The 23,536-nt window shown below is 69.9% G+C and carries 24 protein-coding genes and 1 tRNA gene; 5 read left to right on the top strand and 20 right to left on the bottom strand.

Annotation, left to right across the window (positions count from 1 at the left end; genetic code table 11):
* Positions 1 to 146 precede the first annotated feature (146 nt).
* The 5 genes from FHR19_RS00760 to infA all read right to left on the bottom strand — a co-directional run bounded on the left by FHR19_RS00760 (position 147) and on the right by infA (position 2,240).
* Positions 147 to 222 (bottom strand) — tRNA-Phe (locus tag FHR19_RS00760).
* A gap of 40 nt (positions 223 to 262) precedes the next feature.
* Positions 263 to 448, bottom strand: coding sequence for a DNA gyrase inhibitor YacG (locus FHR19_RS00755; RefSeq protein WP_184023323.1), 186 nt, complete (start codon positions 446 to 448; stop codon positions 263 to 265).
* Entirely contained in the window at positions 445 to 1,404 is a 960-nt protein-coding gene (locus tag FHR19_RS00750; protein WP_184023321.1) for a ribonuclease, read from the bottom strand. The genes FHR19_RS00755 and FHR19_RS00750 overlap by 4 nt, the downstream gene beginning before the upstream one ends.
* Positions 1,397 to 1,966, bottom strand: coding sequence for a Maf family nucleotide pyrophosphatase (locus FHR19_RS00745; protein WP_184023320.1), 570 nt, complete (start codon positions 1,964 to 1,966; stop codon positions 1,397 to 1,399). Before FHR19_RS00745 ends, FHR19_RS00750 begins: the two co-directional genes overlap by 8 nt.
* A 22-nt stretch (positions 1,967 to 1,988) precedes the next feature.
* Positions 1,989 to 2,240, bottom strand: a complete 252-nt coding sequence (infA, locus tag FHR19_RS00740; RefSeq protein ID WP_096342836.1) for a translation initiation factor IF-1 — start codon at positions 2,238 to 2,240, stop codon at positions 1,989 to 1,991.
* 176 nt (positions 2,241 to 2,416) lie between these two features.
* On the opposite strand from infA, the gene FHR19_RS00735 reads away from it, so the two are divergent.
* On the top strand, positions 2,417 to 3,157 hold the full coding sequence (locus FHR19_RS00735; RefSeq protein ID WP_184023319.1) for an energy transducer TonB: 741 nt from the start codon (positions 2,417 to 2,419) through the stop codon (positions 3,155 to 3,157).
* A gap of 33 nt (positions 3,158 to 3,190) precedes the next feature.
* Here FHR19_RS00735 and FHR19_RS00730 read toward each other — a convergent pair whose 3' ends face one another.
* From FHR19_RS00730 to hisG, 8 genes are all read right to left on the bottom strand, one after another.
* Entirely contained in the window at positions 3,191 to 3,670 is a 480-nt protein-coding gene (locus FHR19_RS00730; RefSeq protein WP_184023318.1) for a DUF3597 domain-containing protein, read from the bottom strand.
* Positions 3,671 to 3,724: 54 nt separating this feature from the next.
* The gene (locus FHR19_RS00725) at positions 3,725 to 4,135 is read right to left on the bottom strand and encodes an NIPSNAP family protein (protein ID WP_184023317.1); all 411 of its coding nucleotides are present in this window, start codon (positions 4,133 to 4,135) and stop codon (positions 3,725 to 3,727) included.
* 54 nt (positions 4,136 to 4,189) lie between these two features.
* Positions 4,190 to 6,358 carry a sodium-translocating pyrophosphatase gene (locus FHR19_RS00720; RefSeq protein ID WP_184023316.1) on the bottom strand — a complete coding sequence of 723 codons (2,169 nt, stop codon included), beginning with the start codon at positions 6,356 to 6,358 and terminating at the stop codon, positions 4,190 to 4,192.
* 111 nt (positions 6,359 to 6,469) lie between these two features.
* The gene (gene thiL / locus FHR19_RS00715; RefSeq protein ID WP_184023315.1) at positions 6,470 to 7,369 is read right to left on the bottom strand and encodes a thiamine-phosphate kinase; all 900 of its coding nucleotides are present in this window, start codon (positions 7,367 to 7,369) and stop codon (positions 6,470 to 6,472) included.
* A gap of 99 nt (positions 7,370 to 7,468) precedes the next feature.
* On the bottom strand, positions 7,469 to 7,891 hold the full coding sequence (locus FHR19_RS00710; protein ID WP_184023314.1) for a glycine zipper 2TM domain-containing protein: 423 nt from the start codon (positions 7,889 to 7,891) through the stop codon (positions 7,469 to 7,471).
* A 57-nt stretch (positions 7,892 to 7,948) separates the two neighbouring features.
* Positions 7,949 to 8,425, bottom strand: a complete 477-nt coding sequence (gene nusB / locus FHR19_RS00705) for a transcription antitermination factor NusB (RefSeq protein WP_184023312.1) — start codon at positions 8,423 to 8,425, stop codon at positions 7,949 to 7,951.
* A gap of 24 nt (positions 8,426 to 8,449) precedes the next feature.
* A complete protein-coding gene (gene hisD, locus FHR19_RS00700; RefSeq protein ID WP_184023310.1) occupies positions 8,450 to 9,736 on the bottom strand; it encodes a histidinol dehydrogenase in 1,287 nt (428 codons plus the stop codon).
* Positions 9,733 to 10,395, bottom strand: coding sequence for an ATP phosphoribosyltransferase (gene hisG, locus FHR19_RS00695; RefSeq protein ID WP_184023298.1), 663 nt, complete (start codon positions 10,393 to 10,395; stop codon positions 9,733 to 9,735). The genes hisD and hisG overlap by 4 nt, the downstream gene beginning before the upstream one ends.
* A gap of 83 nt (positions 10,396 to 10,478) precedes the next feature.
* Between hisG and FHR19_RS00690 the strand changes: the two genes are divergently transcribed.
* From FHR19_RS00690 to FHR19_RS00680, 3 genes are read left to right on the top strand one after another with little or no spacing between them, the layout of a single operon-like run.
* A complete protein-coding gene (locus FHR19_RS00690) occupies positions 10,479 to 12,161 on the top strand; it encodes a M28 family metallopeptidase (RefSeq protein WP_184023297.1) in 1,683 nt (560 codons plus the stop codon).
* A complete protein-coding gene (locus FHR19_RS00685) occupies positions 12,158 to 13,750 on the top strand; it encodes a M20/M25/M40 family metallo-hydrolase (RefSeq protein ID WP_343053111.1) in 1,593 nt (530 codons plus the stop codon). The genes FHR19_RS00690 and FHR19_RS00685 overlap by 4 nt, the downstream gene beginning before the upstream one ends.
* Complete coding sequence (locus FHR19_RS00680; protein WP_184023295.1) at positions 13,747 to 14,574, top strand: Rossmann-fold NAD(P)-binding domain-containing protein; 828 nt, start codon at positions 13,747 to 13,749, stop codon at positions 14,572 to 14,574. Before FHR19_RS00685 ends, FHR19_RS00680 begins: the two co-directional genes overlap by 4 nt.
* Here FHR19_RS00680 and FHR19_RS00675 read toward each other — a convergent pair.
* The 7 genes from FHR19_RS00675 to FHR19_RS00645 all read right to left on the bottom strand — a co-directional run bounded on the left by FHR19_RS00675 (position 14,484) and on the right by FHR19_RS00645 (position 22,313).
* A complete protein-coding gene (locus FHR19_RS00675; RefSeq protein ID WP_184023293.1) occupies positions 14,484 to 15,401 on the bottom strand; it encodes an EamA family transporter in 918 nt (305 codons plus the stop codon). The genes FHR19_RS00680 and FHR19_RS00675 overlap by 91 nt on opposite strands.
* On the bottom strand, positions 15,398 to 16,399 hold the full coding sequence (locus FHR19_RS00670; RefSeq protein ID WP_184023291.1) for a threonine aldolase family protein: 1,002 nt from the start codon (positions 16,397 to 16,399) through the stop codon (positions 15,398 to 15,400). The genes FHR19_RS00675 and FHR19_RS00670 overlap by 4 nt, the downstream gene beginning before the upstream one ends.
* A gap of 32 nt (positions 16,400 to 16,431) precedes the next feature.
* Complete coding sequence (locus tag FHR19_RS00665) at positions 16,432 to 17,892, bottom strand: phospholipase D-like domain-containing protein (protein ID WP_184023289.1); 1,461 nt, start codon at positions 17,890 to 17,892, stop codon at positions 16,432 to 16,434.
* Positions 17,889 to 18,983, bottom strand: coding sequence for an ATP phosphoribosyltransferase regulatory subunit (locus tag FHR19_RS00660; protein WP_184023287.1), 1,095 nt, complete (start codon positions 18,981 to 18,983; stop codon positions 17,889 to 17,891). The genes FHR19_RS00665 and FHR19_RS00660 overlap by 4 nt, the downstream gene beginning before the upstream one ends.
* 19 nt (positions 18,984 to 19,002) lie before the next feature.
* Positions 19,003 to 20,580: a phosphoglycerate dehydrogenase gene (gene serA / locus FHR19_RS00655; protein WP_184023285.1), complete on the bottom strand. Its 1,578-nt coding sequence runs from the start codon at positions 20,578 to 20,580 to the stop codon at positions 19,003 to 19,005.
* A 104-nt stretch (positions 20,581 to 20,684) separates the two neighbouring features.
* The gene (locus FHR19_RS00650; RefSeq protein WP_184023283.1) at positions 20,685 to 21,842 is read right to left on the bottom strand and encodes a phosphoserine transaminase; all 1,158 of its coding nucleotides are present in this window, start codon (positions 21,840 to 21,842) and stop codon (positions 20,685 to 20,687) included.
* A gap of 123 nt (positions 21,843 to 21,965) precedes the next feature.
* Positions 21,966 to 22,313, bottom strand: coding sequence for a hypothetical protein (locus FHR19_RS00645; RefSeq protein WP_184023281.1), 348 nt, complete (start codon positions 22,311 to 22,313; stop codon positions 21,966 to 21,968).
* A 92-nt stretch (positions 22,314 to 22,405) separates the two neighbouring features.
* On the opposite strand from FHR19_RS00645, the gene recF reads away from it, so the two are divergent.
* Positions 22,406 to 23,467 carry a DNA replication/repair protein RecF gene (gene recF / locus FHR19_RS00640; protein ID WP_184023279.1) on the top strand — a complete coding sequence of 354 codons (1,062 nt, stop codon included), beginning with the start codon at positions 22,406 to 22,408 and terminating at the stop codon, positions 23,465 to 23,467.
* Positions 23,468 to 23,536 lie beyond the last annotated feature (69 nt).

The following is a 23,536-nucleotide window of genomic DNA, read 5'->3' as shown; positions in this document are numbered from 1 at the left end:
GTTTTCCTTGAAAAACGAGAACGTTGCGATGCTCGATTCGGGTCCCGAACGAAATATTGATCCCGATCATAGCCGATGCTCGGTCAATCGGACCATGCTCCAGCCCTGCGCTGATCAGGCTGCGGGATATGTCGTTATTCGGAAAGTGGTGCCCGGGGACGGAGTCGAACCGCCGACACTGCGATTTTCAGTCGCATGCTCTACCAACTGAGCTACCCGGGCACGGGTCCGCGGCCTTGGAGCGCCGCTGGGAGCGCGCCTCTTAGTCGGGCGAATCGCCCCTGTCCAGCCCATCAATCTCCATCGGATCGACGGGGCGGCCGGGCAGGCGATAGCCCTCGCCCAGCCATTGCAACAGGTCGCGGTCGCGGCACCCCTGTGAGCAGAAGGGCGCGTGCTCGGCGCTGGCGGGGCGATCGCAGATCGGGCAGCCCTTGGACTTGGTCATCGTGGCTCCTCGGCGACGAACCGCGCGGCCACGCCGGTTCGCCGCGCCAGTTCATCGATCAGGTCGGGGCGGCGCGCCAGCCAGCGCGCCACGGGTTCGGGGACGATATGGGTATCGGGCACCGGCGGCGGAACCCGCTCGGCGATGCGCAGCGCCGCGCGGGCGGCGTGGCCCACGGGATCGGCGAGGATCACCTCGGGCAGCGAGGCACGGGTGCGGCGGCGCACGACCTGAAGGAAGCCGAAGCCGTTGATCGCGGTTCGCTCGAACGGCTGGGGCAGCGCGGCGTCCAGCGCGGCGGCAGCAGCCACGCGCTCGGCCTTGTTGGCGAGCGTCGGGAAGTCGATGCCGATCGAGCCGCCGATCCCGTGCCGCTCGATCGCCTGCGCCGCGGCATGCGCGGCGGCGATCGATAGGGGGCCATGCGGCGGCGGGCCGTCGACATCGAACAGCGTCATCGCTGGCGTCACCGCCATGCGCAGCCAGCCGCCGGGAAAGGCGATGTCGCCGGCGATCGCCTCGTCGATGACTTCGGACCAGCCTGTCGCCTCCAACGCGTCGGGCTGGTGCGCGCGGAGCTCGACGACGGGGATGCCGGTCGCGGCGATGCGATCGCGCAGCGTCGGGCCGGGTTGCAGCGGGCCATCTGACGGCACCGCCTTGGGCAGGCGGCGGCGGCCGCGCTCGATGATCGCCTCGCGCACGATGCGCACGGTCAGCGATGCGCCCTGGGTGATACCGGGGGGCAGCGGCTCGACCAGCGCCTCGCCCAGCTTGCCCGGCAGCGCGACCTTGCCGGTGCGGGGGCCGTTTCGCTCGACCAGGCGGGCGCGGGCGACCATCCCGTCGCGCGGCTCAGGTCCGTCCACCTCGATCCGCGCCTTCCAGATGCGCCCGCGCGAGACGAGCGCGGCGCGCGCCTCACCGATCCCCGCCTCGTAGATCCATTCAGCCAAGGGGGACGCCGGCGCTCTCGAGCAATGCGCGCGTGTCGTAGAGCGGCAGGCCGATGACGCCCGAATGGCTACCCGACAGGAAGCGGACGAACGCCTCGGCCCGGCCCTGGATGGCATAGCCGCCCGCCTTGCCCAGCCCCTCGCCGCAGGCGATGTACGCCTCGATCTCGACATCGGTCAGCCGCTTGAATGCGACGATCGTGTCGGACAGACGCGTTCGCGCACGGCCGCTCGCGTCGATGACGCAGACCGCGGACAGCGCGTGGTGACGGCGGCCCGACAGCAGGCGAAGCAGGTCACGCTGGATCTCGGGCGTCTCGGCGGGGGGCAGGATGCGGCGGCCGACCGCGATCGTGGTGTCGCCGGCGATGACCACCTCATCGGCGGCGCGGTCCACCGCGCGCGCCTTGGCCTCGGCCAGCCGCAGCGCATAGGGGCGCGGCAGCTCGCCCTTCAACGGCGATTCGTCGATGTCGGGCGCGGCGACGCGCGACGGTACCGCGCCGATGCGCGCGAGCAGGTCCCGTCGCCGCGGCGACGTCGAGGCGAGCACGAGCGGCACGGACAGGATCGTCAGGCGGGGATCAGGACGACGACGGGCCGGGGCCGCCGCGACCGGGCATGAAGCGATAGGTGATGCGACCCTTGGTGAGGTCGTAGGGGGTCAGCTCGACCAGCACCTCGTCGCCGACGAGCACGCGGATGCGGTTCTTGCGCATCTTGCCCGCGGTGTGCCCGAGAATTTCGTGATCGTTCTCGAGCCGGACGCGGAACATCGCGTTGGGGAGCAATTCCACCACGCGCCCGCGCATTTCGAGCAGTTCTTCCTTGGCCAAACGCAGTCCTCACGGGGTTCGCAAAAGTCGCGGGCCTATACGCCCGGACGGTCAAAAAGGAAAGCGCCGCGGCGGCTTGGGGCTCGGCGGCGGCGGTTTCACGCCTCAGCCGTGGTTCAGATGCCACGCGGCAAAACTTATATAGGCGGATTGTCGCGTAATTCGAGGGTGGTTCGATGGCTTATGCCGCGGTCGATCGACGGGAACGGGTGCCGGGCGCGGTCGCGGCGCTGGCGGCGACGGGGCTGTTCGGCTGGGCGCTGATCACCGGGCTCGGCTTCGATCCGGTGTCCCATGTGGTCGAGAGCCTCAAGACGTTCGACGTGGCCCCCGAACCGCCGCCGCCGCCCGATCCCGTCGTCCCCCCGCCGCGCCGCGACAAGCGGCCGGAGGGGGAGGCCGCACCGCCCAACCTGCGCTCGAAGGCGACCGAGGTGACAGCACCGAAGCCGATGATCGTCCTCCCCCTGCCCCCGCCGCCGGTCACCGTCGCGGAGAAGCCGGGGCCGGGGGTGCAGGCGACCAGCGGCGCGGCCGATGTGCCCGGTCCGGGCACGGGCGCCGGCGGCGTCGGCAACGGCTTCGGCGCGGGCGGTTCGGGCGATGGCGAGGGCGGCGGCTGGGAAGACGAAACCCCGCCCGAGCAGATCCGCGGCAACATCGCCGATGCCGACTATCCCTCGCACCTCGCCGATGCGGGGATCGGCGGGCGTGTCGGCGTGCGCTATCGCGTCGATCCCGACGGGCGCGCGCGGGACTGCCGCGTCACCCGGTCGAGCGGCACGCGCGAGCTCGATGCGCTGACCTGCGACTATATCCAGCGGCGCTTCCGCTTCCGCCCCTCTCGCGATGCGCGCGGGCGTGCGGTGGCGGCGGAGATCGTCGAGAATCACGAATGGGTGCCGGACGGCAATTGAGCGGGGCGCCCCGACGGGCGCCCCGCGCCGTCGTCAGTCTTTGAGATTCGCGGGCACCGCCCCGCCGCTCTTGGCCAGTTCGCGCATCACGGCCTGGTGCAGCCAGATATTCATTTCGGCACTGCCGTCGGTCGCGCCCGTATAGCCGAGCTCGGTCGCCAGTTCCTTGCGGTTGGCGAGGCTCGAATCGAGATCGAGCAGCTTCATCAGGTCGACGATCGATGTCTTCCAGTTAAGGTCGGGATTGCCCTTCGCCTGCGCGATTTTCGCGATCGCTGCCTCGGGATCGACGGGGGTCGGGGCGGCAGGCTGCGCCGCCGCCGGGGCGGGCGCGGCCGGATTCGAAGCCGGGGCGGCGGTCGGCTGGGCCGGCGCGGGCGCCGGGCGCGGCGCCGCGGGCGCGGATGCAGGCGTCGGCGCGGCAGGCTTGTTGTTGCTGTGGCCGAGGTAATTGTCGCTGAAGGGTCCGCCGCTGCCGAAGATCGCGCTCTTGATCTTGCCGAGGATGCTCATGGTCCGTCGCTCCTTGAATGACGGTGCCTGAACGCCCCCGCGGCGCGAACGCTCCTAGCGCACGAGCCGGATTGGCGGGGAATAATCGGCCTGGGTCATGAAGATGCTCTCGACCCGCTCGACCAGCTTGCCGTTCGCTTCCGAGGCAGCGGCGACGGCGCGCCATTCGGGGTCGGCGCCGAACGCCGCCCAAGCTTTCTCCCGCGCCTCCCGGCTCGGATAGGCGAGGACATAGACGACGCGGCCGCCGGGCGACTTCTCGTTCGGCTGCTCGACCCAATAGGCGACGTTGGTCATGCCGTGCCGCTCGAACAGCTTGAGCGTATGTCCACGGAACCGGGCGCTCAGCGCATCGAGCTTGCCCGGCGCGGCGTGATAGATGCGCAGTTCGTAGATCGCCGTGCGCGGATCGAGCCGCGGCTGGGCCGCTTGAGCGAGGGCGAGCGTCGTCAGCGCGGCGATCATGTCGGTTTCCTTCGAAGAAAGCGGCCCGCCCCTTGTCGGAGCGGGCCGGTCGGGTCAGCCCATGCCCGCCAGCGCGGCGAGCAACAGCAATGCGACGATGTTGGTGATCTTGATCATCGGGTTGACCGCGGGGCCGGCGGTATCCTTGTACGGATCGCCCACGGTGTCGCCGGTGACGGCGGCCTTGTGCGCCTCCGACCCCTTGCCGCCGTAATTGCCGTCCTCGATGTACTTCTTGGCATTGTCCCACGCGCCGCCGCCGCTCGTCATCGAGATCGCGACGAACAGGCCCGAGACGATGACGCCGAGCAGCATCGCGCCCAGCGCCGCGAACCCCTGCGCCTGCCCCGCCACCGCCGTCACGATGAAGTAGATCGCGATCGGCGCGAGGACGGGGAGGAGCGAGGGGATGATCATCTCGCGGATCGCCGCGCGCGTGACGATATCGACGGTGCGGGCATAGTCGGGGCGGCTGGTGCCCGCCATCAGGCCGGGGTTGGAGCGGAACTGCTCGCGCACATCCTCCACCACCGAACCCGCCGCGCGGCCGACCGCAGTCATGCCGAACGCGCCGAACAGATAGGGCAGCAGGGCGCCGAGCAGCAATCCGACGATCACATAAGGGTTCGACAGGCTGAAATCGACGGTCAGCTCGGGGAAGAACGCTTTGAGGTCGGTCGTATACGCCCCGAACAGCACCAGCGCGGCGAGCGCGGCCGACCCGATCGCATAGCCCTTTGTCACCGCCTTGGTTGTATTGCCCACCGCGTCGAGCGCATCGGTACGCCCGCGCACGTCGTCGGGCAGGCCCGCCATCTCGGCGATGCCGCCGGCATTGTCGGTGACGGGCCCGTAAGCGTCGAGCGCGACGACCATGCCGGCCAGCGCGAGCAGCGCCGTCGCGGCAAAGGCGACGCCGATGATCCCGGCAAGCTGATACGCCGCCACCACCGCGACGACGATGACGAGCGTCGGCAGCGCGGTCGATTCGAGGCTGATGGCCAGCCCCTGGATGACGTTGGTGCCGTGGCCGGTGACGCTGGCCTTGGCGATCGACTTGACCGGGCGATAGTTGGTGCCGGTGTAATATTCGGTGATCCACACCAGAAGCCCGGTGACGGCGAGCCCGATCATCATGCACCAGAACAGGTCCCAGCCGGTGAAGCTGAGCCCCGCCTCGGGCAGCGGCCCGCCCTCTGTCGTCAGCGCATCGGTGCTCGCTTCAAGGAAGCCGGCCCCGCCGATCGGCGCGGACAGGTCGCCGAGCGTCATCTGCGTTGCGAGCCAGATGGCCGGAATGGCGAGCAGCGCAGTCGTCCAGAACCCCTTGTAGAGCGCGCCCATGATCGACCCGCCCTTGCCGAGCTTGACCATGTAGGTGCCGAGGATCGAGGTGACGATGCACACGCCGCCGACGATCAGCGGCAGCGCCATGAGTTGCAGGAGGTTGCCCGCCGCGGGGACGAGCAGCGCGATCGAGACCATGGTGAGGCCGAGGGTCACGACGTACGTCTCGAACAGGTCGGCGGCCATGCCCGCGCAGTCGCCGACGTTATCGCCCACGTTATCGGCGATCACGGCGGGGTTGCGGGGATCGTCCTCCGGGATGCCCGCCTCGACCTTGCCCACAAGGTCGGCGCCGACATCGGCGGCCTTGGTGAAGATGCCGCCGCCCAGCCGCGCGAAGATCGAGATGAGCGACGCGCCAAAGGCGAGCGCGGTGAGCGCCTCGACGATATGCCGGCGATCCGCCTCGACCGACAGGTCCATGCCGCCCGGCCCGATCAGATAGGCGAAGATACCCGCAATCGCGAGCAGGCCCAGGCCCGCGACGAGCATCCCAGTCACCGCGCCCGACCGGAACGCCATGGTGAGCCCACCCTGAAGCGAGCCGCGCGCCGCCTCTGCCGTGCGGACGTTCGCGCGGACCGAGATCAGCATGCCCACATAGCCGGCAATCCCCGAGAGCACCGCGCCGATGAGGAACCCGACCGTGGAAAGCGCCCCGAGCGTCGGCCACAGGACGATCGCGACGATCACGCCGACGATGGCGATGGTGCGGTATTGCCGGCCCAGATAGGCCTTGGCCCCCTCCTGGATCGCGGCAGCGATATCCTGCATCCGGGCGTCGCCGGCGGGCGCGCGCAGGACCTGTGCGGCGGTAACGATGCCATACAGGACCGCGAGCACGCCGCAGCCGATGGCAATCAGAACGATATCCATATCGCTGACTTCCCCTCCTATGGGGCGCCCGCGCCGATACGATGCCGCCGCGGGTCACCGAACCCACAGGGGTATAGGCCGATTCGGTGCCACGCAAGCCGCGGTTTCCGCTCAGTCCCGCCCATGCTCCCAACCAAGCGAGGCGGGCAGCGGCACCGATTCGCCGCCGTCGATCAGCCGCAGGCCGAACCCCGCCTCGAACCAGCCGACGCGGCGGGCCTCGACCGGCGGGCTGGTGCCGTGGGGTAGCGCGAAGAGCAGCGCATAGTCGTCGCCCGCAGTCGCCGCCTCCAGCCGGGCCTCGCGGCTCGATCCCGCCAGTTCGCGCGCGGCGGGCGAGCGGGGGATGCAGGACAGGTCGATCACCGCGCCGCACTGGCTGGCGGCGGCCATCCGCGCGGTGTCGATAAGCAGGCCGTCGGACACGTCGCACATGGCCGTGACGACGGGGCCGAGCGCGCAGCCCGCCTCGATCAGCGGCATCGGCCGGCGATAGGCGTCGAGCAGCACGCTCGGCCCCATCCCGCTCATCGCGAGGGCAAGGCCGAGGCCCGCATCGCCGATCGTGCCGGCGACCCACAGCGTATGGCCCGCCTGTGCGCCGCTGCGCAGCGGCACCTTGGGCCCGGCGCGCCCGATCGCGGTCAGCGACAGCGTGCGCAGCCCCACCCCGCGGACCGTGTCGCCCCCAAGCAGCGGACAGGCGAACGCCTCGCAGGCAGCCCGCAGCCCCTTCAGGAACGCGCGATCCCAAGCATCCTCGCCCAGCGGATAGCCCAGCAGCACGCCGACCGGCGCCGCGCCCTTGGCCGCCAGATCGGAAAGGTTGACCGCCATCAGCTTCCACGCGACGTCGCCCGCCGAGTCACCGGGCAGGTAATGCACCCCCTCGACCAGCAGGTCCTTGGTCAACACGAACTCGGACAGGCGGGCCGCGTCGTCGGACAGGTTCATCGCGCCGGGGTGCAGCGGCAGGCCGCGCAGCGCGGACAGGAAATCGTCTTCGTTCACCGCGCGAGTGCTAGCGCGCTTTGACCCGTCTGTCGCCAACATGGTGATGCCGCCGCCCCGGTCCGGGACGACGGCAACGACGATCGATCTAGGTTTCGATTAGCGGCAGCGGACGCCGCCGCGGTCGATCTCGCGGCCGAGCAGCGCACCGCCGCCGGCGCCCAGCAGCGTGCCGAGCGTGCCGCCGCCGACGAGGTTGCCGAGCACGCCGCCGCCGACCGCGCCGACGACGAGGCCGGTGGTGCCGTCGTTGCGGCGGCAATAGGCGCGGCCGTCACGCCCGCGATAGATGCGGTCGTTGCGACCGAGGCGACGCTCGCGATAGCGACCCTCGCGATAGCTGCGGCTCGGCTCCCAGTCGCGACGGTCGCCGTTCCAGCGATAGTCGCGATCGCGGCGCTGCGCGGTGGGCGCCATCTCTACTGGGGCGGCGATCGCAGTCGCGGTGGGCGCGGCCGCAGCGGCGGGCATCGCGGTGAGCGGCATGGCGGCCGCAACGGCGGCGATCAGGAAACGCTTCATGGTCGGGGGCTCCTTTGGACGTTTGCCCCCACAGAACACCCCGACGTTGATTTGGGTTCAGTCGGCGGCGGGCTTCGCGCGCACTTCCTTGGCAACCGCGTCGAGCAGGCCGTTGACGAAGCCTTTCTCCCGCCGGTCGTAAAAAGCGTCGGTCACGTCGAGATACTCGCTGATGACCGCGCCCACCGGCACGTCGGGCCGCGCGATCAGCTCGTAAGTGCCGCAGCGCAGGATCTGCCGCATCGGCTTGTCGAGCCGGTCGAGCGACCAGCCGGCGGCGAGCTTGCCCGCGACCGCGGCGTCGATCTCCGCGCGGCGCGCCATCGTCCCCTGCACGAGGTCGTCGAAGAAGAAGACGTCGGCGTCGTGATATTCGGCATCCTCGATCGTCGCGCCGAGCCGGTGCTGGTGGAACTCATGCAGCAGCGCGGGAATCGCGGTCCCCTCCATCTCGTGCTGATAGAGCGCCTGGACGGCGGCGAGGCGCGCGGCGGCGCGGGCCTGGGTGCGGGAGCGGGACTTGGGACTGGGCATTCGGGTTCCGGAACTGGGATGAAATCAGGAAAGGCGAAGCGCGACCGAGCGGGCATGCGCGGGCAGCCCCTCGGCCTCGGCCAGCCGGACGGCGGCAGGACCGATCGCGGCGAGGCCTTCTTGGCTAAGCGACAGGAAGCTGGTGCGCTTCATGAAGTCGAGCACCGACAACCCGCTGGCAAACCGCGCGCGGCGACCGGTGGGCAGGACGTGGTTCGGCCCGGCGACGTAATCGCCCACTGCCTCGGGCGTATGCCGGCCGAGAAAGACCGAGCCGGCATGGCGCACGAGATCGAACAGCGGTGCCGGGTCGGCAACCGCCAGCTCCAGATGCTCGGGCGCCAAGCGATTGACGAGCGGCATCGCCTCCTCGAGCGAACGCACCAGCACGATCGCGCCGTTGGCGTCCCAAGCGGCGCGCGCGACCTTTGCGGTCGACAGCGTGCCGATCTGGCGATCGACAGCGTCGGCGACGGCATCGGCGAAGCCGGCATCGTCGGTGAACAGGATCGACTGGCTGGTCGGATCATGCTCGGACTGGCTCAAGAGGTCGGCGGCGGTCCATTCGGGGTCGTTCGCACGATCGGCGACGACGACGATCTCGCTCGGCCCCGCCACCATGTCGATGCCGACGACGCCGTACAGCTGGCGCTTGGCCTCGGCGACCCAGGCATTACCGGGACCGCAGATCACATCGACCGGCTTGATCCTGTCGGTGCCATAGGCGAGCGCGGCGATCGCCTGTGCGCCGCCCACTCGCCACACCTCGTCCGCGCCGACCAGCGCGGCGGCGGCGAGAACGAGCAAGTTCGCCTCGCCCCTCGGGGTTGGCGTGACAATCACCAGCCGCTCGACCCCGGCGACGCGCGCGGGGATCGCGTTCATCAGCACCGAGCTTGGGTAGGCCGCGCGCCCGCCGGGCACGTACAGCCCCGCCGCATCGACCCCGCGCCAGCGCGCGCCGGTGACAATGCCGTTGTCCTCGGCATATTCCGCATCGGCGGGCCGCTGCTTCTCGTGATACGCCGTAATCCGGTCGCGGGCCAGCGTCAGGGCCTCGCGCAGGTCGGGATCGAGCGTTTCGAGCGCCGCTTCGCAATCCGCGCGCTCGATCCGCCAGCCACTGTCGTTGAGGTCGTGGCCGTCGAACTTCTTCGTGAACGCATGGAGCGCCGCATCGCCTTCCCGCCGGACGCTGCCGATGATTGCGGCGACGTCGCGCGACACGTCGGCATCGGCTTCGCGGCGGTCGTTCACCAGCGTGTCGAACGCGGCGGCAAAGCCGGGGGCGGCGGTGTCGAGGCGGATCATGCGGCGACCTTCTCGGCGACGGCCGCGCGGAAGGCGTCGACCAGTCCCACCACCTCGGCGCGCGTCTTGAACGCGGTGCGGTTGACGACGAGGCGCGAAGAGACCTCCGCGATCGTCTCGACCTCGACCAGCCCGTTTTCCTTCAGCGTGCGGCCCGAGCTGACGAGATCGACGATGCGCGGGGCGAGGCCGAGGATCGGGGCCAGCTCCATCGCGCCGTTGAGTTTCACGCACTCGGCCTGGACGCCGCGCGCCTCGAAATGGCGGCGGGTGATGCCGGGATATTTGGTGGCGATGCGGACATGGCTCCACCCGCGCGGATCGTCCTTGGCGGCCATGTCGGCGGGCTCGGCCACCGACACGCGGCAATGGCCGATGCCGAGATCGACGGGCGCATAGAGCTCGGCATAAGCGAACTCCATCAACACGTCGGATCCGACGATGCCGAGCTGCGCCGCCCCGTGCGCGACGAAGGTCGCAACATCGAACGCGCGCACGCGGATGAGGTCGATGTCGGCCCGGTTGGTAGCGAAGCGCAGCGCCCGGCTATCCTCGTCGGAGAAGGCAGGCTCGGGCACGATTCCCGCCGCGGCGAGCAGCGGCAGCGCCTCGGACAGGATGCGGCCTTTCGGCACGGCGATGACGAGTGGGCTTTTCATGGGACGGCGCGCTTTACTTGGGGGGCCGCGCGGGTGCAACAAGGCGGGACCTATACGGCCCTAAAGTCCCCCCGGGAGCCCCCATGATCCTTCGCACCCTGTTGCTTGCCTCGCTTTCGCTCGCCACCGTCGCCGCCGCGCAGGAGGCGCCCGCCCCTGCCCCCGCCGCCAATCCCGCCGAAGTGAACGCCCGCGTCAACGCCGCGCTGCCCGAAGCGGAAGCGGCGATGAAGGCGCACGTGATGTTCCTGGCCAGTGACGCGATGCAGGGGCGCGAGGCGGGGAGCGAGAGCTACAACGTCGCCGCGCAGTACGTGGCCTCGCAATATTATGCCGCGGGCCTGCGCCCGGCGGGCGATAATGGCAGCTATCTCCAGACCGTGCCGCTCGTCAGCTACAAGGCGGCCGACAAGGGCGCGTTCGGGTGGACGCCCAAGCGCGGCGAGGCGGCGTCGCTGACCTTCGGCGAGGATTACCTGCCCGGCGCCGACCCGATGCGCGCCGAGACGACCGTCGACGCGCCGGTCGTGTTCGTCGGCTACGGCATCGACGCCCCCGCCTTCAAGCGCGACGACTATGCCGGGGTCGACGTGCGCGGCAAGGTCGTCGCCTTCTTCTCGGGCGCGCCCGCCGGGCTGCCGGGCGAGGAGCGCGCGCATTTCGGCAATGCCGCGAACAAGGCGGTGACCGCGCAGGCCAAGGGCGCGGTCGGCGTCATCACGCTCGAATCGCCGTCGAGCGCGAAGGTTCGCCCCTTCTCGCGCCTTGCCGACACCTGGGACAGCGCGCGGATGACCTGGGCCGAGAAGGACGGCACCGGCTTCTTCGCCGCGCCCAAGACGCCCGCGCTGGGCACCTTGAGCATGAAGGGCGCCGAAAAGCTCTTCGCCGGCGCCAGGACGAGCTGGGCCAGCGTCGTCGCGACCGCCGAGAACCCGAACGCGAAATTCCGCGCGGTCGAACTGCCGGGCCGCCTGTCGGTCAAGCTCAAGACCGAGACCAAGCCCGTCACCAGCTATAACGTGGCGGGGCTTCTGCCCGGCAGCGATCCGAAGCTCAAGGACGAGGTGGTGGTGCTCACCGCGCATCTCGATCACGTCGGCGTCGGCAAGGCGAAGAACGGCGACACGATCTACAACGGCGCGATGGACAATGCGGTCGGCATCGCCTCGCTGATCGAGGAGGCCAAGCGGTTCAAGGCGGCGGGCGCGGCGCCGAAGCGGTCGGTGCTGTTCCTCGCCGTCACGGCGGAGGAAAAGGGGCTCGTCGGCGCGGATTACTTCGCGCACTATCCGACGCTGCCCAAGGCGAACCTGGTGGCCGACGTCAATCTCGACATGCCGATCATCACCTACAAGTTCGAGGATGTGGTCGCCTTCGGCGCGGATCGCACGACGCTCGGCCAGTACGTCAAGAACGCGGCGGGCAAGCTCAATCTCGAAATCTCGCCCGATCCGATGCCCGATCAGGGCTTCTTCGTGCGCTCCGACCATTACCGTTTCGTCCAGCAGGGCATCCCCAGCGTGTTCGTCTGGCCGGGCACCAAGGGACCGGGCAAGGCGGCGTTCGAGGCGTTCCTGTCCACCCACTACCACCAGCCGAGCGACGAGGTGGGCCAGACGCCGCCGATCGACTGGGGCTCCGGCGTGCGCTTCATCGAGGCGAACTACATGATCGCGCGCGAGATCGCCGACGCGCCAGAGCGGCCGCGCTGGAACAAGGGCGACTTCTTCGGCACGCTCTATGGCGGGCTGGGCGCCAAGTGAGGGCGTGGCTGCTCGCCGGTGTCGCCGGGCTGCTGATCGCGGCCAACGACGCGCCGCTTCCGCCGGATCAGGCGGCGATGAAGGCGCATGTCGCGTTCCTCGCCGACGACGCGCTGAAGGGTCGGCAGGCGGGCAGCCCCGAATATGACGTGGCCGCCGCGTACGTGGCGGCGCGGATGCAGGAAGCGGGGCTGACCCCCGCTGGCGACAACGGCACGTGGCGACAGACGGTGCCGCTGGTCGCGTCGCGGCCCATGGAGGGCAGCGCCTCGCTGACGCGCGGCGGGGCGAGCGAGCCGCTGGTCGCCGGCAAGGATTTCGTCGGCCGCGCCAGCCTGACCGACGCCGATCGCACCGTCGAGGGCGAGGTGGTGTTCGCCGGATACGGCGTCGTCGATCCCACGCGCGGGGTGGACGACTATCGCGGCCTCGACGTGAAAGGCCGCATCGTCGCCGTCCTCTATGGCGGCCCGCCGGGTCTCAACAGCGAAGTCGCCGCACACTATGGCAACCGCGAGGTGAAGGCCGAAATCGCCGGCAAGCGCGGGGCGAAGGGCATCGTCTTCATCGAATCGGCGGCGATCCGCGCGACCTACGACTTTCCCGCGATCGTCGAGGCATGGTCGGGACCCAGCATGAACTGGACGAGGCCGGGCCAGCCGCGCGGCGACGGCGCGCCGCAACTCGCCGCGATCAGCGATGCGGGGGCGGCCAAGCTGTTTGCGAAGTCGCCCGTGTCGTGGGACCGCGTGCGCAAGGCTGATGCCGCCAAGAAGCCGGTGCCGGCCGGCGCCCTCGGCGTCACCGCTCGCTTTGCCCAGCGCAGCGAGATCGTCTCGCTGGCCAGCGCCAACGTCGTCGGCAAGCTCGAGGGAAGCGATCCGGCGCTCAAGGGCGAATACGTCGTCCTGACCTCGCATCTCGACCATATCGGCGTCGGCGAGCCGGTGAACGGCGATGCGATCAACAACGGCGCGATGGACAATGCGATGGGCATCGCCTCGATGCTCGAGGCTGCGCGCGCGTTTCGCGACGCGGGCGCGGCGCCCAAACGCAGCGTGCTGTTTCTGGCCGTCACCGCGGAGGAAGAGGGGCTGATCGGCTCGGACTATTACGCCCGCTTCCCGACCGTGCCCAAGGGATCGATCGTCGCCGACGTCAATCTCGACATGCCGATCATGACCTACAAGTTCGAAGATATCGTCGCCTATGGCGCGGACCGGTCGAGCATCGGCCCGATCCTCGCCAAGGTGGCGACCGCCGACGGGCTGAAATTGAGCCCCGATCCCGCGCCCGAGGAATCGAACTTCGTGCGCACCGATCACTACAGCTTCGTCAAGCAGGGCGTCCCCTCGGTCTCGATCGACGCGGGCTGGGCGGGGCCGGGCGCGGCGGCGACCAAGGATTTCCTCGACAAACATTATCACCAGCCATCGGACGACATGAAGCTGACCTTCGACTGGGCGTCGGCCCGGCGGTTCGCGATGCTGAACTACAAGCTCGCGCGGGCGCTGGCCGACGGGCCGCGGCCGGTGTGGAACAAGGGCGATTTCTTCGGATCGCTCTATGGGAGCACGCCCGCCCCGTGAAGCTCCTGATCTTCGGCCTCGGCTATAGCGCGCGGGTGATCGCCGCGCGGCTTGCCCCGCGCGGCTGGCGCGTCATGGCGACGACGCGCGACGGGCGCGAGGGCACGATACGCTTCGACGATGCCGAGCGCGTGCGGTTCGAGGCGGGCGAGGCGACGCACATCCTGTCGAGCGTGCCGCCCAATGAAGCGGGCGATCCGGTGCTCGCGACCTATGGCGATGCGCTGGGCCGGGCGAGCCTCGCCTATCTTTCCTCGACCGGCGTCTATGGCGATGCGGGCGGCGCGTGGGTGGACGAAAGCACGCCGATCCGCGGCCGGCGCGCTAGCCGGAACGAGGCGGATGCCGCGTGGCTCGCCCGCGGGGCGCGCGTGTTCCGCCTGCCGGGCATCTACGGCCCCGGTCGCTCGCCGCTCGACCGCGTGGCTGCTGGGGAAGCGCATCGGACGGGGATCGCGGGGCAGGTGTTCAGCCGCATCCATGTCGACGATCTGGCCGAGGGGGTGGCCAAGGGCCTCGACGCCCCACCGGGCGCCTACAACCTTGCCGACGATGCCCCGTGCGCGCAGGACGAGGTCGTCACCTTCGCCGCCCGCCTGCTCGGCCTCGACCCGCCGCCGGTCGTACCGCTGGAGGCGCTGAGCCCCGCGGCGCGCGCCTTTCATGCGGAGAACCGGCGCGTCGCCAACGGCAAGGCGAAGCGACTGCTCGGCTGGCAGCCGCGATATGCCGATTATCGGTCGGGCCTGCGCGCCCTCAAGGCGACGACCAGCCCCGTCATCGCCAGCGCCGCGCCCAGCCCGGCCAGCAGCGACCAGCGATAGCCCTCGAACAGCGTCGACAGCGCCATCGCGATGACGGGGACGAGCACGCCCGAATAGGCCGCCTTGGCCGGGCCGATCGTGCGGATGACGCCGAAATAGAGCGTAAAGGCGAGCGCCGAGGCGGCCAGCCCCAGATACAGCAGCCCCGCCACGTAAGGCAGGCTCCAGTCGAAGCGCGGCGGCCCCGTCGTGACCCAGGCGAAGGCCGCATCGACGCTCGCCCCCCACAGCATCGCCCAGCCGAGCATCGCCGCCATCGGGTAGGCCCGCGCGGTCTGCGTCGCCTGCATGACATTGGCGACCGAGGCGGCGCAGACCCCCGCGATGGTGATCGCGATGCCCGTCAGCGTGCGCCCCGCCCCGCCGCTGTCGATCCGCGCCTCGTGAATGAAGAGCAGCGCGATCCCGCTCATCGCGATCACCGACCCGACGATCAGTTGCGCGCCCATGCGCTGGCCGAGGAAGATGCGCGACAGAATCGCGTTGGGGACGAGCAGCAGCGCGAACACCACCGCGACCAGTCCCGAGGTGACGTAAAGCTCGGCACGGTAGACGAAGTTGAAATTGAGCACGAACTGCATGAGGCCGAGCACCGCGGCAAATCGCACGCCGCGCCCATCGAGCTTTAAGCGCTCACGCCGCCACAGCCCCCAGCCGAGCATCGCCACCCCGCCGATCGCGAAGCGATAGGCGACCGACCATGACGGCGGCACCTGTCCCAATTGGCCGGTGATGACGATCCAGGTCGAGCCCCAGATCAGCGTGACGATGCCGAACGGAATGAGGACCGACAGCCGCGTCGATTGCGGCTTGGGTTGGTCGCTCACAGTCCGGCGATGGCGTCGGCGAGCGGCCGCACCGCCGCCTCGCCCTGATCCCACGCCGTCACGAACCGCGCCTGCCCCGGACCCCAGTCGTAGAAGTCGAAACCTTTCGCACGCAGCGTCGCGGCCTCTTCGGCAGTCAGGCGGCAGAACACCTCGTTCGCCTCGACCGGCTCGACCAGCCGATCGCCCGCCGCCGCCGCGATCAGCGCCGCGCCGGCATTGGCGGCGCGCGCGTTGGCGAGCCACACGTCGTTCTCGAGCATCGCCAGCAATTGCGCGGCGAGATACCGCCCCTTGGATTGGAGGTGCCCCGCCCGCTTGCGGCGATAGCGGGTCGCGGCGGCAAGGTCGGGGCGGAAGAACACCAGCGCCTCCGCGGACATGCCGCCATTCTTGACGAAGCCGAAGGAGAGCGCGTCGACGCCCGCGCGCCACGTCACCTCGGCCGGCGTGCAGCCTACATGCGCGACCGCGTTTGCGAAGCGCGCCCCGTCCATGTGTAGGGCGAGATTGCGGCGCTTCGCCACCTCGCCGATCGCGGCGACCTCGGTGGGGGAATAGGCGCGCCCCGCCTCGGTCGCGTTGGTGATGCTGATCGCGTGAGGCTGCACCTGGTGCACGTCGTCGCGGATCGCGGCGGCGGTTGCCTCGATGGCGTCGGGGGTCAGCTTTCCCCCCTCGCCGTCGATCAGGAGGAGCTTGGCGCCGTGCGTATAGAACTCCGGCGCGCCGCATTCGTCGACCTGGATATGCGCCTCGCGGTGGCAGAGCAACGCGCCATGCGGCGGCACCATCGCCGCGAGCGCGAGCGCGTTGGCGGCTGTCCCCGTCGGCACCCAGATCACCGTGACATCGGTGCCGAACAGGTCGGAGAACGCCCCGTCGAGCCGCTTCGACCAGGCATCGCCGTCATAGGCGGTGTCCTGTGCGTTGGCCTCGACGAGCGAAGCCATGACGGCGGGACAGGCGGGGGCGGCATTGTCCGAGAAGAAGCGCATGGGTCAGCGCATTACGGGGCCGACCGCGGCCGTCAATGCCGGTGCAGGCGGTTCCTGACCCGGCGCGCACGGCGGCGGATGCCGCGGACGAGGCGGCCCGGCCCGGCGGGTTCGAACGCCTGTTCGGGATGCTCGGGATCGAGCGCCTGGCTGCGCGCGATCCCGCGCTGGATCTCGCCCTTGTCCGGCGGATCGAACGGCGCGAGCGTCCGCCCCGATCCGCGCAGCCGCTCGACCGTGGCGATCAGCGATCCCGTCGCCTCCAGCGTCTCAGCGACGACGGCAGGCCCAACGCCCAGATGCTCGCCGATGAGGTCGGCGCGGATCGCGGCGATCATCGCGCGGGCGTCGTCGTCCGGCGCCTCGATCACCAGGTCGCATTCGCTGTCGAGGCCCATCGAGCGGTTGTTCATGTTCGCCGAGCCGACGCGCAGCACCCGATCGTCGGCGATCATGATCTTGGCATGGACATAGATGTCGGCGCCGCGATGCGTGACGGGGGTGTAGATGCGGATACGCTCGTGATGCGGATGCTGGCGGAGGGCATCGATGAGCTCGGCCCGCGCTGCGCCCATCACCTCTTCCTCCAGCCAGCCGTCGGCGACCTTTGGATTGACGATCACGAACTCGGGGCCGTCATCCTCGTCCAGCCGCTTGGCGATCGCCTCTGCAATGACGCGAGAGGCGAAATACTGCGTCTCGATATAGGCGAAGCGCTCCACCCGCTCGATCATCGCAACGAACATCGCCTCGATCTCGCGAATCTCGGCGATTTCGCCATTCTCGCCGCGGGTCCGCGCGATCGTGATGTCGAGGTCGCGGAAATGCGGCTCCAGCCCGTCCGGCCAGGCGTGACCACCGGGCGCGGGTTCGGGCAGCTCGCTGCCGCCCGCGATCCGCCACCGTTCGCGCGCCAGGTCGCCCAGCGCCTTGGCGATCGGACCGTCCACCGCCATGGAGGCGTCGTGCCACGGCATCGAGCGCCGCCCGGTGAACGGCCGCCGCCGCCGCTCGTCATCGTCCAGATGCTCGCGCGTGTCCCAGCGCGAGGCGGTCATGTCGATGCCCCCGCAAAAGGCGAACGCGTCGTCGATCACGACGATCTTCTGGTGGTGGCTGCCGCTGAACGGGTGCGCGCGGTCAGGCAGGAAGGTGATGTTCGGCCGCGCCATCCAGCGCAGCAGGCGCAGCCCGGTAGTCCCGCGCCCGAGCAGCTTCACCGCCGCCACGTCCCAGGTGAGGATGTTGATGCACAGGTCCGGCTTGGTATCGGCCAGCCAGGTCAGGAACGGCCCCAGCTCGGTCGGCGCCCCGTCGCGCGGGGTGCTGCGGTCGAGGATAATGCGCGTGTCGAAGTCCCAGCCGATCAGCATGATCCGCTCGCGCGCCTGCATCATCGCGCGGCGGGCATGGACGTAGTAATCGGCGGCATCGACGATCAGCGCGGCGCGGTTCGCATGGTCGGTGCGCCAGCCGTGCTCGGAAAGGCTCATGCCGGTTCGGGTCCCTCTGGCGTCAGGATGTGCGTGCACAACTGGGCGGCGGGGGTGTCCTCACCCTCCAGCGCCGCGACCGTAACCCAGCCCTGCCGCCGCAGTTCCGCCGCCGCGGCGGGATCGGCGCCCACTGGCACGAACAGCCGCCGCCGCTCGACGGGGGCAAGGCCGGCATCGAGGATCGCGTCGGCATAGAGCGAGAAGCCGATCGCTGGCTCCTCCGCGCCGTCGTCATGGACGATCGCATAGCTGCCGCCGCGCCCCACCTCGACCGGCACGCCGGTCTGGAACAGCGAGAAGCCGAGCCAGCTCTGATATTCGAACCCGTGCCGCTCGGTCGGGTCGAGCGTCAGCGCGACGCCGGCGGGCACCGACGCGGCGATCTCCGCCAGCCCGTCGAGCCGGGTCTTCAGCGCCGCCCCGTGTGCGCTCTCGCGCAACCGGGCGAGTGCGGCGTCGAACGGCCCCGCCGCCTCGATGAGGGGCAGGTACGCGCGATCGATCGCGGCGACCCCGGCGGCGTCCTTGCCGTCCAGCGCTTCACGCAGCGCCGCCAGCGTTTCGGGGGCCATGTCGCCGGCCAGTTCGGCGAGCAGGTCGGGAAGCGTGAAGTCGATCGACAGCCCTTCGAGGCCCGCGGCCTGCAACGCCTCGATCGCGACGCCGACGACCTCGCGCGCGGCGGCGACCGAATCGCGGCCGATCAGCTCGCAGCCGATCTGTCGTGCCGCCCGCTCGGGCCGAATCTTGCCCCCGCGCAGCCGCACGACCGCGCCGGCATAGGACAGGCGCACCGGGCGCGGGTGGTGGCCCATGCGCGTGGCCGCGATGCGACCGACCTGCGCGGTGATGTCGGGGCGGACCGCCAGCGTCGCCTGCGACACCGGATCGACGAAGCGCACCGAATCGCGTGCGCCGCCCGCCTTCAGCCGGTGGGTGAGCGCGCCCTCGAACTCGACGAGCGGGGGGTCCACCTGCTCGTAGCCATGCGCGAACGCGGCATCGAGCACGCGCCGCTCAAGCCGCGCGGCGGCATCGGCGAACGGGGGCAGGCGGTCGTGAAACCCTTCGGGAAGGAGGCCGGTCATGGCCGGCCTCCTAACCGGATCAGAACTTGAGCGCCATCACCGTCTTGACGCCCGGCAGCGCGCGGACCTTGGCGATCAGGTCGGGCGTCACCGGTTCGTCGACCGAGAGGAGCAGCACCGCCTCGCCGCCCGCGGCGCGGCGGCCGAGGTGGAAGGTGCCGATATTGACGCCCGCCTCGCCCAGCGTCGTGCCGATGCGACCGATGAAGCCGGGCGCATCCTCGTTGACGACATAGAGCATGTGGCCGGCCAGATCGGCCTCGACCTTGATCCCGAACAGCTCGATCAGGCGCGGCGCCTCGTTGCCGAACAGCGTGCCGGCCACCGACCGCTCGCCCGCCTCGGTCTTGACCGAGACGCGCACCAGCGTGTGGTAGTCGCCTTCGCGCTCGGTCCGCACCTCGCGCACCTCGATCCCGCGCTCCTTGGCGAGGAAGGGGGCGTTGACCATGTTCACCGTGTCCGAATGGACGCGCAGATAGCCGGCGAGCACCGCCGAGACGATCGGCTTGGGATTGAGCTCGGCCGCCGCGCCCTCGGTATGGATCGAGATGCGCGGGACGGCGTCGTGGCTCAGCTGGCCGATCAGGCTGCCGAGCCGTTCGGCGAGCGCCATGTACGGGCGGATGCGCGGTGCTTCCTCGGCCGAGAGGCTCGGCATGTTGAGCGCGTTGGTGACGCCGCCCGAGACGAGATAGTCGGCCATCTGCTCGGCCACCTGCAGCGCCACGTTCACCTGCGCCTCGTTGGTCGAGGCGCCGAGGTGCGGGGTCGCGACAAAGTTCGGCGTGCCAAACAGCGGGTGCTCCTTGGCCGGCTCGGTCACGAACACGTCGAGCGCGGCGCCGGCGATATGGCCCGAGTCGAGCAGTTCCTTCAGCGCCGCCTCGTCAATGAGGCCGCCGCGCGCGCAGTTGATGATGCGCACGCCCTTCTTGGTCTTGGCGAGGTTCTCCGCCGACAGGATGTTGCGCGTCTGGTCCGTAAGCGGCGTGTGCAGCGTGATGAAGTCGGCGCGCGCGAGGAGCTGGTCGAGCTCGACCTTTTCGATGCCGAGTTCCACCGCGCGGTCGGCGGACAGGAACGGATCGAACGCAACGACCTTCATCTTGAGGCCGAGCGCGCGGTCGGCGACGATCGAGCCGATATTGCCAGCCCCGATCAGGCCCAGCGTCTTGCCCGTTACCTCGACGCCCATGAAGCCGTTCTTGGGCCAGGTGCCCGCCTGCGTCTGCGCGTTCGCCTCGGGCAGTTGGCGGGCGAGTGCGAACATGAGGGCGATCGCGTGCTCGGCGGTGGTGATCGAGTTGCCGAACGGCGTGTTCATGACGACCACGCCCGCAGCGGAGGCGGCGGGGATGTCGACGTTATCGACGCCGATGCCCGCGCGGCCGATCACCTTGAGGTTCGTCGCGGCGGCGAGAATGTCCTTCGTCACCTTGGTCGAGGAGCGGATGGCGAGGCCGTCATACTCGCCGATGATCGCCTTCAGCTCTTCGGGGGTCTTGCCGGTGATCTCGTCCACCTCGACCCCGCGTTCGCGGAAGATCTTGGCGGCGAGGGGGGACATCTTGTCGGAAATCAGGACCTTGGGCATGGTTCACCTCGTCATCCCAGCGAACGCTGGGATCGGGCGCCGCAGGGGCGCGATTGGGAAAAGCGACCCCAGCGTTCGCTGGGGTGACATCAAAAGCGAAGGGTTCAGGCCGCCTTCGCCTGGGCGTAGGCCCAATCGAGCCACGGGCCGAGCGCCTCGACATCGGCGGTGTCGACCGTCGCACCGCACCAGATACGCAGGCCCGGCGGCGCGTCGCGATAGCCGGCGACGTCGTAAGCGGCGTCTTCCGCCTCCAGCAGCGAAGCCATCTTCTTGATGAAGCCCTCGTCCGCGCCCTCGACCGTCAGGCAGACGCTGGTGTTCGATCGCGTCGCCGGGTCGGCGGCAAGATGGCCGAGCCAGTAGCGTTCCTCGACGATACGGCCGAGCGCGGTGGCGTTGGCGGTCGACCGCCCGATGAGCGCATTCAGCCCGCCGATCGACTTCGCCCATTCGAGCGCGAAGATGTAATCCTCGACCGCAAGCATCGAGGGGGTGTTGATCGTCTCACCCTTGAAGATGCCCTCGATGATCTTCCCGCCCTTGGTCATGCGGAAGATCTTTGGAAGCGGCCAGGCGGGCGTATAGCTCTCGAGCCGCTCGACCGCGCGCGGGCTGAGGATCAGGATGCCGTGGCCGCCCTCCCCGCCCATCACCTTCTGCCAGGAGAAGGTGGTCACATCGAGCTTGTCCCACGGCATGTCCATCGCGAACACGGCCGAGGTCGCGTCGGCGAAGGACAGCCCCTTTCGATCGTCGCGGATCCATTCGCCGTTCGGCACGCGCACGCCCGAGGTGGTGCCGTTCCAGGTGAAGATGACGTCGTGGCTCTGGTCGACGGTCGTCAGGTCGACGATCTCGCCATAGGGCGCCTTCATCACGGTGGGCTCGATCTTCAGCTGCTTGACCGCATCGGTCACCCAGCCTTCGCCGAAGCTTTCCCAGGCGAGCAGGCTGACGGGCCGCGCGCCGAGCAGCGACCACATCGCCATCTCGACCGCGCCGGTGTCGCTCGCCGGCACGATGCCGATGCGGTGCGTGTCGGGCACCTGCAGGATCTCGCGGGTCAGGTCGATGGCGTGCTGGAGCCGGTTCTTGCCGAGCTTCGAGCGGTGCGAGCGGCCCATGACGCGCGTGTCGAGCTTGTCGGGCAACCAGCCGGGGGGCTTGGCACAGGGACCGCTGGAGAAATGGGGGCGCCGGGGTTTCTCGGCGGGCTTCACAGGCGCAAGGGTGGCGTCGGCGGCAGGCAAATCAGTCATGTCAGTCTCTCCTTGCAGAGAGCACGCGCGGCGTTGGGACCGCGTGGCCCGCCGCCGGCCCTAACGGCACGTGGCGGCGAGTCAAGCAAGGAATGGCGCGGGCGCCGACCCCGCGCCGCATCTTTATTTCGCGAGGACGGCGCTCGCCTGTGCCTCGCCCTGATCGCGGACGGCCTTGGCGCGGGCCTCGGCCTGTTCCTTGATCAGGTCGGCTTCCTTGCGAAGCGCCTCAGCGCGGACATTGGTGCGCTGCGCGTCATAGCCCTGCGAGGTGCCGGCCTGGTTGGTCAGCGCGGCGGCCTGTTCGTCCATCTGCGCGGCCTGGTTGGCGGCGGCGGCTTCGATCGAATCGCCCTGGGCATCGGCCTGGTCGCGAATCTTCTCGGCCTGCTGCTCCTGCGGGGTCTCCGGCGAGCAGGCGACGGTGGCCAGCGCGAACGGGAGGAGCGCAAGCGCGGGGCGGAGTGTCATCATCTTCACCTCGATCAATCTCTTTGGCCCGTGGCAACGCCGCGGCGAAGCGAAGGTTGCGTGGGGGTCGCTCCCGCCCCTAAGCCCGCGCGATGCTCGTCCGCCTCGCGCTCAGCGATTTTCGCAACCACGCCGACGCGGTGATCGAGCCGGGGCCGGGCTTCGTGGCGCTGACGGGGGAGAATGGTGCGGGGAAGACCAACGTACTGGAAGCGGTCTCGCTGCTCGCCCCCGGCCGCGGCCTGCGCCGCGCGACCTTTCCGGCGATGGCGCGGCAGGGCGGACCGGGCGGGTTCGGAGTCGCCGCGACGCTGATCGGCGATGCGACGCTGGGGACGGGCGTGCAGCCCGGTGCGCCGGAGCGGCGGCTCGTTCGCGTCAATGGCGCCGCCGCGCCCGCCACCGCGCTCGCCGAATGGCTGGCGGTGCTGTGGCTGACGCCCGCGATGGACCGCCTGTTTGCCGAACCCGCGAGCGAGCGGCGACGGTTCCTCGACCGGCTGACGCTGGCGCTGGAGCCCGGCCATGCGAGCCACGCTACGCGCTACGAAACCGCGATGCGGGAGCGCAACCGGCTGTTGGCGGACGAGGTGCCCGCCGATCCCCAGTGGCTGACAGCGCTGGAAACGCGGATGGCCGAGCATGGCGCCGCGGTGGATACGGCGCGGCGGCGGACGGTGGCGGCGCTGTCGGCGATCGTCGAGAGCGCCGATCCGGGGCCGTTCGCCCGCCCGACACTGGCGCTCGATGGCTGGGCGGGCGGCGACCTGTCGCGCGAGCTGGCGCAGGGGCGCGGGCGCGATGCCGCGGCGGGGCGCACGCTGGTCGGGCCGCACCGCGCCGACCTGATCGTCACGCACCGTGACAAGGATCAACCGGCGGCGCTCTGTTCGACGGGCGAGCAGAAGGCGCTGTTGCTCAGCATCGTCCTCGCCCATGCCGACCTCGTCGCCGCGACGATGCCGCATCCGCCGGTGCTGCTGCTCGACGAAGTCGCCGCGCATCTCGACCCGCTACGCCGCGCCGCGCTGTTCCAGCGCCTCAGTGGCAAGGGACAGGTGTGGATGACGGGGACCGAGGAAGCGCTGTTCGCCGAGCTGCCCGCCGATGCCACGCGGCTGCATGTCGAGCACGGGCACGTCACCGCATCTTGACTTTTCGGACGTTCGGGCGCATCTGCCGCAGTGCAGCGACGCTTTCAATCGAAGCAGCGTGATCGGCGA

Source organism: Sphingomonas yantingensis, assembly GCF_014199325.1.
In the GTDB taxonomy this organism is placed as follows: Bacteria; Pseudomonadota; Alphaproteobacteria; order Sphingomonadales; family Sphingomonadaceae; genus Sphingomonas; species Sphingomonas yantingensis.
This window is presented reverse-complemented; position numbering and strand designations above follow the sequence as displayed.

What these genes read in the sequence shown, in the direction of transcription:
- FHR19_RS00755 (WP_184023323.1), bottom strand. Translation starts at nt 448, where the DNA reads ATGACCAAGTCCAAGGGCTGCCCGATCTGCGATCGCCCCGCCAGCGCC.
- FHR19_RS00735 (WP_184023319.1), top strand. Translation starts at nt 2,417, where the DNA reads ATGGCTTATGCCGCGGTCGATCGACGGGAACGGGTGCCGGGCGCGGTC.
- FHR19_RS00730 (WP_184023318.1), bottom strand. Translation starts at nt 3,670, where the DNA reads ATGAGCATCCTCGGCAAGATCAAGAGCGCGATCTTCGGCAGCGGCGGA.
- FHR19_RS00725 (WP_184023317.1), bottom strand. Translation starts at nt 4,135, where the DNA reads ATGATCGCCGCGCTGACGACGCTCGCCCTCGCTCAAGCGGCCCAGCCG.
- FHR19_RS00720 (WP_184023316.1), bottom strand. Translation starts at nt 6,358, where the DNA reads ATGGATATCGTTCTGATTGCCATCGGCTGCGGCGTGCTCGCGGTCCTG.
- FHR19_RS00710 (WP_184023314.1), bottom strand. Translation starts at nt 7,891, where the DNA reads ATGAAGCGTTTCCTGATCGCCGCCGTTGCGGCCGCCATGCCGCTCACC.
- nusB (WP_184023312.1), bottom strand. Translation starts at nt 8,425, where the DNA reads ATGCCCAGTCCCAAGTCCCGCTCCCGCACCCAGGCCCGCGCCGCCGCG.
- hisD (WP_184023310.1), bottom strand. Translation starts at nt 9,736, where the DNA reads ATGATCCGCCTCGACACCGCCGCCCCCGGCTTTGCCGCCGCGTTCGAC.
- hisG (WP_184023298.1), bottom strand. Translation starts at nt 10,395, where the DNA reads ATGAAAAGCCCACTCGTCATCGCCGTGCCGAAAGGCCGCATCCTGTCC.
- FHR19_RS00690 (WP_184023297.1), top strand. Translation starts at nt 10,479, where the DNA reads ATGATCCTTCGCACCCTGTTGCTTGCCTCGCTTTCGCTCGCCACCGTC.
- FHR19_RS00670 (WP_184023291.1), bottom strand. Translation starts at nt 16,399, where the DNA reads ATGCGCTTCTTCTCGGACAATGCCGCCCCCGCCTGTCCCGCCGTCATG.
- FHR19_RS00665 (WP_184023289.1), bottom strand. Translation starts at nt 17,892, where the DNA reads ATGAGCCTTTCCGAGCACGGCTGGCGCACCGACCATGCGAACCGCGCC.
- FHR19_RS00660 (WP_184023287.1), bottom strand. Translation starts at nt 18,983, where the DNA reads ATGACCGGCCTCCTTCCCGAAGGGTTTCACGACCGCCTGCCCCCGTTC.
- serA (WP_184023285.1), bottom strand. Translation starts at nt 20,580, where the DNA reads ATGCCCAAGGTCCTGATTTCCGACAAGATGTCCCCCCTCGCCGCCAAG.
- FHR19_RS00650 (WP_184023283.1), bottom strand. Translation starts at nt 21,842, where the DNA reads ATGACTGATTTGCCTGCCGCCGACGCCACCCTTGCGCCTGTGAAGCCC.
- FHR19_RS00645 (WP_184023281.1), bottom strand. Translation starts at nt 22,313, where the DNA reads ATGACACTCCGCCCCGCGCTTGCGCTCCTCCCGTTCGCGCTGGCCACC.
- recF (WP_184023279.1), top strand. Translation starts at nt 22,406, where the DNA reads ATGCTCGTCCGCCTCGCGCTCAGCGATTTTCGCAACCACGCCGACGCG.